General features: G+C 51.8%; 7 protein-coding genes. 2 read left to right on the top strand and 5 right to left on the bottom strand.

Annotation, left to right across the window (positions count from 1 at the left end):
• Window positions 1-92: 92 nt before the first annotated feature.
• Entirely contained in the window at window positions 93-746 is a 654-nt protein-coding gene (locus tag AC3WQH_RS24890; RefSeq protein WP_122953022.1) for a YHYH domain-containing protein, read from the top strand.
• 338 nt (window positions 747-1,084) lie between these two features.
• Here AC3WQH_RS24890 and AC3WQH_RS24885 read toward each other — a convergent pair whose 3' ends face one another.
• Window positions 1,085-2,038, bottom strand: coding sequence for a PGAP1-like alpha/beta domain-containing protein (locus AC3WQH_RS24885; RefSeq protein ID WP_005831153.1), 954 nt, complete (start codon window positions 2,036-2,038; stop codon window positions 1,085-1,087).
• 201 nt (window positions 2,039-2,239) lie between these two features.
• Here AC3WQH_RS24885 and AC3WQH_RS24880 point away from each other — a divergent pair, with 201 nt between their 5' ends.
• Window positions 2,240-3,871 (top strand): family 10 glycosylhydrolase, encoded by a 1,632-nt coding sequence (locus AC3WQH_RS24880; RefSeq protein WP_492332303.1) that lies wholly within the window; start codon window positions 2,240-2,242, stop codon window positions 3,869-3,871.
• Window positions 3,872-3,939: 68 nt separating this feature from the next.
• Here AC3WQH_RS24880 and AC3WQH_RS24875 read toward each other — a convergent pair whose 3' ends face one another.
• The 4 genes from AC3WQH_RS24875 to AC3WQH_RS24860 form a co-directional block, all read right to left on the bottom strand.
• The gene (locus AC3WQH_RS24875; RefSeq protein ID WP_290426346.1) at window positions 3,940-4,923 is read right to left on the bottom strand and encodes an iron-hydroxamate ABC transporter substrate-binding protein; all 984 of its coding nucleotides are present in this window, start codon (window positions 4,921-4,923) and stop codon (window positions 3,940-3,942) included.
• A 217-nt stretch (window positions 4,924-5,140) separates the two neighbouring features.
• Entirely contained in the window at window positions 5,141-6,238 is a 1,098-nt protein-coding gene (locus tag AC3WQH_RS24870; RefSeq protein ID WP_025848125.1) for a nitric oxide synthase oxygenase, read from the bottom strand.
• A 185-nt stretch (window positions 6,239-6,423) separates the two neighbouring features.
• Window positions 6,424-7,662: an MFS transporter gene (locus tag AC3WQH_RS24865; RefSeq protein WP_492332302.1), complete on the bottom strand. Its 1,239-nt coding sequence runs from the start codon at window positions 7,660-7,662 to the stop codon at window positions 6,424-6,426.
• Between the two features lie 622 nt (window positions 7,663-8,284).
• A complete protein-coding gene (locus tag AC3WQH_RS24860; protein ID WP_005831142.1) occupies window positions 8,285-9,022 on the bottom strand; it encodes a hypothetical protein in 738 nt (245 codons plus the stop codon).
• Between the last annotated feature and the right edge of the window lie 348 nt (window positions 9,023-9,370).

Here is a 9,370-nt window from a genome sequence, read left to right as displayed (position 1 = left end):
GATGGTCAGGACAACTTTCACGATAGAGGAACATCTACGTTTTTTCAATGTCTAGCACGGGTTATGGTGATGAATCCTTTTGGAGGATAACCATGAAAAAAGCAGCATTTTTGTTCGCTCTCATTCTTGCCGTTATTTTATTCCCTCTTCAATCGCTGGAAGCGCATCCCGGTCGCACAGATGCAAACGGCGGACATACTTGCAGAACGAATTGCGAAAAATGGGGCTTGAAGTACGGCGAGTACCACTACCACAACAAAGGAAGCAACTCTTCCGGCGGCCGTTCTTCCGGCAACAGCCAGGCGAAGCCCGCCACACCCAAGCCGCCAGCGGCCAAACCAGTGCAGCAGCCGAAGCCAGTCGCACCCAAAGTCATTGTAGCGGTAGAGCAAGCGAATGTTTTTGCCGCTCCCTCTGCCGACTCGCCGGTGACCACGACGCTCTGGTATGGCTTTGAGCTTGTCGACTCCGGCACTCACCCGGAATTCGTCGCCATCGGACAAGGCTTCGTCTCCAAGAAAGTCATTACCAGCTATACTCCCATCACCCCTAAAACGGTCAGCATTCATGCAGAAAAAGGCTTCTTCTTCGCTACGCCTTCTGCGGAAAGCCGCGGCAGAGGCTATGCCGTACAGCATGCGCTGGTCCAGGTCGTCGGCGAGCACGGCGACTGGTATTACGGCTCCACCCAGGACGCGCAAGGAAATGTCCTGGTCGGCTTCGTCTCCAAAAGCGTCGCTTACTGACAGCGAGCAGACGAACCACACATTCGTCAAAAGAAAACAGCAGGTCGGGCTGGAGATTTCCTTCGCCCGGCCTTTTTACTGTGCGCAGCCTGTCCGCCCCGATGCCAAAGCTGTCCAGACACATGTTGAGAATTTGTATGGGCCGAAAAATTACCGTAGCCTACGTTGCACGAATACTGGCTACGCCTCGCATCCATTCTGCTCTGCATTAGAAAACTTGGCTGCGCCAAGCCATTGACGCAGCCTTGGTTGCCCTTATACTGGAAAAAGAGGACTTGTGCCCGGTTCCCCCTGGCCCAATCCTCTTTTTTTGTCGAAAAGCACCTGCCACATTCGCTTCACGATCCCAGAAGCTGTCTCAGCAGCGGCTCGCTCTTGTACAAAATATCCAAATGAGTTGCTTCGACGTAATATTTGTCTCCCTCCAGCGTAAACACGCTTTTGGCCATGACGCTGCCGTCGCCTGCCGAGCTGCTGATGGAACCAACGACTCTCCCGTCGACCCATTTGGTCGGGGAAAGCGACGGCACCGTGCGCAAGTAATGAATCGTTTCTTGCCCAATCCCTGCCACAACCGTGATGCGGATGTTGCGCTCGTAAATCAGCCCCATCGTGCTGTTGAGCAGGTCCATGTAATGATTTTTGACCACCATGCTGCTGTACGGAACAAAGCTCTCCGCCCCGTTTTTCTTCTCCAGCAAGTAGTCCCCGTAGTCGGCGGCAGGCACCAGGTCAAGCAGGCTCGGAAAATGCCTCTGGATCGCCTGGACGCGTTTAAACGGCCTGCCCTGCTCCAAATAAGCGAGATATACGTTCATGTAAATTTCCAGCACATTTCTTTTTCCCGGAACCGGGCGCGGGAGCTTTCCTCCTGCCCAGTAGCAATAGCTGATCGGCGAGCCTGCGTTGGGCGTGGCAAAAACAAGCAGTTGGTCCACGTCGTTTTGGTACGTATCGCCTTGCACGTACGCTCTGGCTACCAGGCCGCCCATGCTGTGGCAGACGAGGTTGACATGGTTTGCACCCGTCACCTGCTTCGCCCATTGGATGACGGGCACGAGAGAGTGCTCCGCGGAAATGCCAATGGGCCTGCGCCAGTCATAAAAAGCGACAAACAACTGTTCATTCAGTCTGTACCCCATATTTTCCAGCATGCGAATGAACGGCTCGTATGCGGTTCGCGCAAGACCGAAGCTCCAGTCCCCCGTCCCCGGTATAATCTGATTGTTCATCGACCCAAACAGCCCCGGAACAAACACGATCGGCACCTTTTGCGAAAGAAAAGAACTCATGCAGCTATTCCTCTCCCTAAAAAACGGCCTATGTCTTTGCCTATTCCCCGTCGGCTTGGGTGGTTCCAGCCAGCTTTTTTGTCGAAATGAACAGAATCGAATCAATTCTCCTCCCACACCACCGTAACAAACGATATAATAAGACGTCTAACGATTAGCGAGAGTTTTGCAGCAAATAATATGTGTCGGAGGATTCACAAAATGAAGTTACGCAAGTGGTTTATGCTTTTGCTTACGTTCGTGCTGTGCATTCCAGCGATGGGGACATCTGTGCATGCTGCGCAGGCATCTCCTGCGATCAGCATCTTTCTGGACGGGCAGCAAGTCAGAAGCGATGTCGCTCCGTACATCATCCCCAAAGTCAATGTCACGATGGTCCCTCTGCGGGTCATCAGCGAAAGTCTTGGCGCAGAAGTTTACTGGGATCAAAACTTGCAAACGGCCACGATTTTGAAAGGCGATACCGTGCTGTCCATGACGATCAACCAAAATTACGCGCTCGTCAACGACAGCACCGTGCCTCTCGATGCCTCTGTCCAAAATAAACAGGGCCGGGTCATGGTTCCGCTCCGCTTTGTCTCCGAGCAGCTTGGCCTGCAGGTAGGCTGGACGCAGGAAACGAGAACGATCACGCTGTCGACGGGAAGCCCCGTAGCCGTCACTCCGCCGCCGCAAGACATTCCGGGTGGAAACGACAGCTCCGTCGTCGTTCCGCCAACGCCCCCCGTCTCCAGCAGCGGTTCGCTGCGCGGCGTATGGGTATCGACCGTGTACAATCTGGACTGGCCTTCGACTGGCTCCTACGGAAACCAGGCCAAGCAGCAGCAGGAATACATACAGCTTTTGGACGAGCTGCAAGCGATGGGAATGAATGCCGTGTTCGTGCAGGTGCGCCCTTCGGCAGACGCCTTGTACCCGTCCTCCCTCGTGCCGTGGTCCAAATATTTGACGGGCACCCAAGGGAAAAATCCCGGCTACGACCCGCTCGCCTTCATGGTGGCGGAAACACATCGCCGCGGCATGCAGTTCCACGCCTGGTTCAATCCGTTCCGCGCCAACGTGGACGCGAAAACAGACCAGCTCGCCGCCACTCACGTCGTGAAAAAACATCCGGAATGGATCGTCAATTCCAGCAACAAGCTGTACATCAATCCGGGCATCCCGCAAGCCCGCCAGCAAATCATTGCCGAGATCATGGAAGTCGTGCAGCGCTACGACATCGACGGCGTGCATCTGGACGATTACTTCTATCCGTCCAACGGCACCTTTAACGACGATGCGACCTTCAAAAGCTACAACAGCAAAAAAATCGCGACAAAAGCGGACTGGCGCCGCGACAACATCAACCAGTTCGTGCAGCAGCTCAACCAGGCGATCAAAAGCGCCAAGCCGCATGTCCAGTTCGGCATCAGCCCGTTTGGCGTCTGGCGCAACATCGCCGTCGACAAGACAGGCTCCGATACAAAAGCAGGCGTCACTGCCTACGACCATATGTACGCCGACGTCCGCACCTGGATCAAGCAAGGCTGGATGGACTATGTCACGCCGCAAATTTACTGGAGCCTCTCCTTTGCCCCGGCCCAGTACGACAAGCTCGTCACCTGGTGGGCGAACGAGGTACGCGGCACCAACGTCAAGCTGTTCATCGGCCATTCTCCTTACAAGCTGGGCACAGCCGAAGCAGGCTGGCAAAGCTCTCAGGAGATTATCAATCAACTGAATTTCAATGCGACAATCCCTGAAGTCCAGGGCAGCGTCTTCTTCAGCGCCAAAGATTTGCGCAAGAATCCGCTGGGCCTGCTGCAAGCACTCAGCAGCTACTACAGCCGTTAACAGCAAAAGACCCCCGAGTCAGGCAGCGATCGTGCTGTTTCTGACTCGGGGGTTTTCTATTGATCGGCTTAGTTTTGCGTCAGTTTTTCTACGATGAAATCAAGCTGGGCCTCCAGCGAAATCGGGTCGTTGAAGTAAGAACCATCGCGGTCGAGCTGGAATACTTTGTTGTTTTTCACAGCGGGAAGTCCCTTCCAGACATTAGAGCCGTAGACAGCTTCCGGATCGGCGTCATCTCCGCTCCATGCGCTTGTGAAAATGTAATCGCCAGCGAAGTCCGGCAATGTTTCCAGCGAGACTTCCGCCCAACCGGTGCCGCTGTCAATGGCAGCCTTTTGCGTAGCAGCAGGAGCCTTCAACTGAAATTCGCCGTAAATGATTTCGCCGCCTCGGCCGTAGTTGTGTCCGAATGCGTAGATGCCTTTCGCGTAAGGCTGCAGGATGGCAACCGTTTTGTCGCCTACCGCCGCCTGTACTTTTGGCTTCAGCTCAGCGATCTTTTTGTCCCAGGAAGCAATCCACTCATTGGCTTTGTCTTCTCTGCCCGTCATTTTGCCGAACTCTTGAAGCTGCTCGCGGAACGTTTTCTTGCCGTACGGAATCGCAACGGTCGGCGCGATTTTGGAGAGCTCCGCCAGATTTTTGTCGCCTTCGAACACGACGATCAAGTCTGGATTCATGGTGAGCACCTTCTCTACGGAAGAGCCGTCGCCAACGCTTTCAATGCCGTCCAGCTTGCCTTTCATGTACGGGTTTTTCATCACATGATCGGTAATCCCGATCGGCTTGATGCCCAACGCGAGAAAATCACCGACGTAGCTGTCTGCCAGCACGACCACCCGTTTCAAGTCTTTCGGGATTTTCACCTCTCCGTTTTGTGCCTGATAGGTGATAAACTCGTCGCTGCTCTCGGTTTTGGCCGGAGCAACCGGTTGCTCTTGCGCCGGTTGGGCCGCATTATTGGCCGGAGCTTGTCCGCATGCCGACAAAACCCCGACGAGAACCAGCATAAATGCCAGTAAGATGACTTTGAAAGATCCGGTTTTGCGCAAAATGAATCTCCCCCACATTTTTAATAATGATAATCATTATCGACTAATTTTATCACATCTTGCCGATTTCGCCACCTATTCTGTGCAAGAAAATAACTGTAAATCCTTTACAGGCCCTGCTTTTGCGCAAACTTCCTGGCGGGAGCTTGTGCGCCCATTTATCTGTACAAAAAAATGCCGCGAACCGTCGTCCGCGACATTTTGCCTGTTGTTTCCCTTATTTTTTGGGCAAATCCGGCTTCGCCTGATAGTGGAAATTCGGCGACTCCATCTTGTTGTCGTACGTGCTGTGAAAAATGTGGGTAGCCGCAGGAGAAATCGGCGGAATCAGCCACGTCCAGTCCCCTGTAATCTCCCGGCCGTTTTTGGCTTCTCTTTCCTCAAAGCGCTTGAACTGTTGACTGGCTGTGTGATGGTCGACAATCGAAACGCCTTTTTCCTTGAAGGAATGCAGCACGGCCACGTTCAGCTCCACCAGCGCCTTGTCTCTCCAGAGCGTCGCTTCCCGGCTCGTGTCCAGGCCCATGACCTCCGCGACTTTTGGCAGCATGTTGTAGCGCTGTTCGTCCGCCAGATTGCGCGCCCCGATCTCGGTCCCCATGTACCACCCGTTAAAAGGAGCCGCCACATAATCCAGGCCGCCGATTTCCAGACGCATGTCCGCGACGATCGGCACGCCGTACCATTGCAGGCCAAGGTCTGCAAAGCCCGCTATTTCCGGATGCGTGATCGGCACTTCGATGACCAGCTCTGGCGGTATCTCAAAAAATTGCGGCTGCCGATCCCCAATCTGCACGACGAGCGGCAATATGTCGTAGTGCGTGCCAGCCCCTTGCCACCCCAGGCTCAAACAGAGCTTCGTCAGCTCAAGCGAAGCCGGATCGCCCAGAATGCCGTACTCCGTCTCATACCCGGCGTAGCGAATCAACTGATGGTTCCAAATGCGCATCTGCGGCCGCCCTGGTATGGCAGGGGCAAAAACGGTAATGGTCGGACGCACTTTCCCGCCGTTCGTCGCGAACTCGATGTGCCGCAGCAACGCCTGGGCCATCTCCTCCTCTGTCTGGACATGGCGCTCGTCCATCACAATGAGCGATTCCCAGAAAAAGCGTCCAATACATCTATTGCTATTGCGCCAGGCCATCTTCGCCCCGTGGCGCAGTTCTTCCTCTGTGTGCTCGTAATAGCCTTGTGACTCGATCTGGTACCGGACTTCCTGCAAACGCTGCTCTGTCTCGGCCGCCGTCTTGTTCAACTCGCTGTAGCAGGTGCGGATAAAACGTTGAGCTGCTTCCATCAATTGATTTGGTTCCATAGTACCCTCTTTCCCGCTGAAAAGGCGCTTGCTCGCTGCGTATGTACCTTCATTATAATTTTCCCCAACTTGCATTACCAATCTCCCAGGCGTTTCGACACATAACTGTAAAACCTCGTGCCATCTTTGTGAACAACAACAGCCAGAACCACCTGACGTGACCCTGGCTGTTTCTATGCAGACGTCTACTGGTTTGCTTGGGCTGCCTTCAGCTCTCTCACCGCTGGAACGAGCGAGGTGAACACTCCGATAAGCACAATGGCAATACCGGAGAGCCAAAACCAGTTGTTGACCCCGATCACCTCAGCTACCGGGCCTGCCACCAGCAAGCCGATTGGCGTGGCAATCAGCATCAAGCTGTTGACGAGCGACATCACTCGCCCCAGAGCAGCGGGGTCAATCGTCGTTTGCAGCAGCACGGCAAATGGGCCGCCAAACAATGGCCCCGATATCCCCATCAGCCCCGACAGCAGCACAAACCCGACAAAACCGGACGCAGGCAAAAGCCCCGAGAAGAACAGCCCCAGCCCCAACAGCGCTATTCCGCCCGTCAGCAAGTACACGCGATTTTGCCTGGCCCCCCAACTACCCAACAAAATCGAGCCGACGAGCATGCCTGCCGCAAAAGAAAACTCGACCACTCCGGCATGCCACGCCCCTTTGCCAAAGTGGCTTAACACCATAAGCGTAAACAGCGCCCCTACCGGCACGTACACGAAGCTCGTGAACCCGATGGCGGCCGTGATGACCACCAAGCCTCTTGACTTCATCAGTTCCCGCAGCCCTGCCTTGATCTCGCTGCGCATGCCGCGCTCGCCTTCCTCCGGCACGCTGCGCTCGGGATTCGGGATATGCACGAGCAGCAAGGCGGCGCTTGCCAGCAGCGCCCCTGCGACATCAAGCAAAAGCACGGTTTCCATCGAAAAATAAGCCAACAAAAACGCACCGAGCATCGGGCCAGCCATGCTGACAGCAGAAGTCAGCGTCTGAATCCAGCCCTGCACCTTCATGAGCTGATCCTCCGGCGCGATCAACGGAATCGAAGCCTGCATTGACGGCATGTGAAACGCCGTACCAATCGAACGCAAGCCAAGAACGGCGTAAAAGACCCAAACAGGCGGCTCGATCCCGCTCAGGAACAGAATCGCCAGGGCGAGACTGACGAGGGCGATGAACATATCGGCGGCAATCATGATTTTTTTGCGGTCCAGCCGATCGACAATCGTTCCGGCAAAAGGGCCGACCAAAGCCTGGGGCAAAAAGCCGACCATCGAAGCGATGGTCAACACCAGCGCCGAGCCCGTCTTCTCTGTCAGCCACCAGATGATGCTGAATTGCACAACGGCACTGCCCAATAGCGAAAAGGCCTGCCCGGCAAAAATCGTGTAAAAGGTTTGCTTCCAGCTTTCTTTTTTCGTACTCATATACATCCTCCTCATGTGGACATTCATGTGCGACATCCGTTTTTGGACGCAAAAAAGCACGGAGAACGTCCCGTCCGAGGGGATGCCATCCGTGCAAAAGCTTGCTCAATCCAAGCACATGAAACCGACTGCCTGACGAATCAGAATCAGGCAGCGAGGAGCTTTGGAGGTACATACGCAAGCTAACTATGCAGGCATGACAAATAACCCATCGAAAAACGGGCGAGTCGTCCGTGCCTGATTAGCGCATGCGTACAGAGTACATAAAAGAGCCTCCTTGAAAAACCGTAGTGAATTATGATTTATCGTAAGGGAAAGCCCGCTTCGCTGTCAATCCGTTCTGTGCTTGCAGATTTATCCTGGCTATTGGGGGTTAACCCACAACCGTGGTCACCTTTTAGGAAATTGGATTTCTATAAATTGGAAAAGATACGTTATTAACAATAGACAGATACTAATCCACCAATACGCTGGATCAATCACATAAATAATGATTGAGAGAACTCCGCCATTAATGTACCCAAACAAGTTCTCTTTTTTTACCATGGATACTAAAGTGGACACAATCATTATTCCAAAGATAATGTAGGTAAAGTAGGCTTGAATAATAAATCACCCCTGTTTATCTAGCCCTGCAATAAATTCCTCCACTGTAGGCTCGAATGTAAATGCCCTTTCCCTCATTTTTATTGCTTAGGTAAGCAGCACCTGCCCCACACATAAATGTAATTACATCTGCTGACAAAGCAAGGCCTTTAGTTTGTGGGAACAAAGAAAGCACTTTTCCTAGTACGTAAGAGAAAACCGTACTAGCTATCAATACATTGACAACCCATCTAGTATCTTCGTCACTAAGATACAGCCAATCTCCAACATCCCAATTACTTCCTTGAAAATAGTAGGTTTTTGAATGGTATCCATAATATTTCGTTGTTTCCCCAGGATCAGGATAATAGACAGGTCCTTCTACTTTAGAACTCGATTTCTGTTTCACTTTCTTTGCTTCGGGTTTATTCAATTCCTCGTTGGCCGATTCGAAAGTTTCTGACATAAGTTTGTAAACATCGGCTGGAATATATTTATCTGCCTCTTTGACAAAATGATATCCATTACTGTCAACTTGATAATAATCGCGATACGCTTTTAATCCATCGATTAATTTTTTCGCATCCTCAGATTCAAGCATTTGCTTAAACTTCTCAAAAGCAGCTTTTTCTTGCGGGTCTTTGATTTGAGAAACGTCTATGCTCGAAATATCGAGATTATACGATTTTACTGTGGCAGCATGAGCGGAACTAGCGCTATAAAGAGAGCTGGAAAACAAAGAAATTGACAATGCTAAAAATATCGCTTTTTTCATTTTGAAACTCCTTTACCATAATTGAATTTTTTCAGGATAGTAAAGGTTAGCCAACCCATCTCACGAAGATACTTACAATAATAACATTTTTTAACAAAAATTCAACCAAATAACATTGTCAAAATCTTGTGTTCACAAAAAATTCATCTATAAGTATTGCAAGAAGTACAAGGAAATATATTTTTGATTCCAGCTCTATTAAGTTGCTTTTTGTTTTATGGCGCACTTGGCATGTCATAAAGTAGCTCAGCTTAATTTGACATAGGGCTGCCCACTAGCGTTGCATTAATCTTTTCATACCATTCAAAATCATCATAACTTTCAGCGTTCAAGTGTTCTCAGGCATAA

The sequence above is a fragment of the Brevibacillus sp. FW301-21C12A genome (assembly GCF_058788915.1).
Note: the sequence above shows the minus strand (reverse complement) of the source record. Positions and strands in the feature narration are given on the sequence as shown.

Coding starts and splice junctions, on each gene's coding strand:
- AC3WQH_RS24890 (WP_122953022.1), top strand. CDS start 93: ATGAAAAAAGCAGCATTTTTGTTCGCTCTCATTCTTGCCGTTATTTTA.
- AC3WQH_RS24885 (WP_005831153.1), bottom strand. CDS start 2,038: ATGAGTTCTTTTCTTTCGCAAAAGGTGCCGATCGTGTTTGTTCCGGGG.
- AC3WQH_RS24880 (WP_492332303.1), top strand. CDS start 2,240: ATGAAGTTACGCAAGTGGTTTATGCTTTTGCTTACGTTCGTGCTGTGC.
- AC3WQH_RS24870 (WP_025848125.1), bottom strand. CDS start 6,238: ATGGAACCAAATCAATTGATGGAAGCAGCTCAACGTTTTATCCGCACC.
- AC3WQH_RS24865 (WP_492332302.1), bottom strand. CDS start 7,662: ATGAGTACGAAAAAAGAAAGCTGGAAGCAAACCTTTTACACGATTTTT.
- AC3WQH_RS24860 (WP_005831142.1), bottom strand. CDS start 9,022: ATGAAAAAAGCGATATTTTTAGCATTGTCAATTTCTTTGTTTTCCAGC.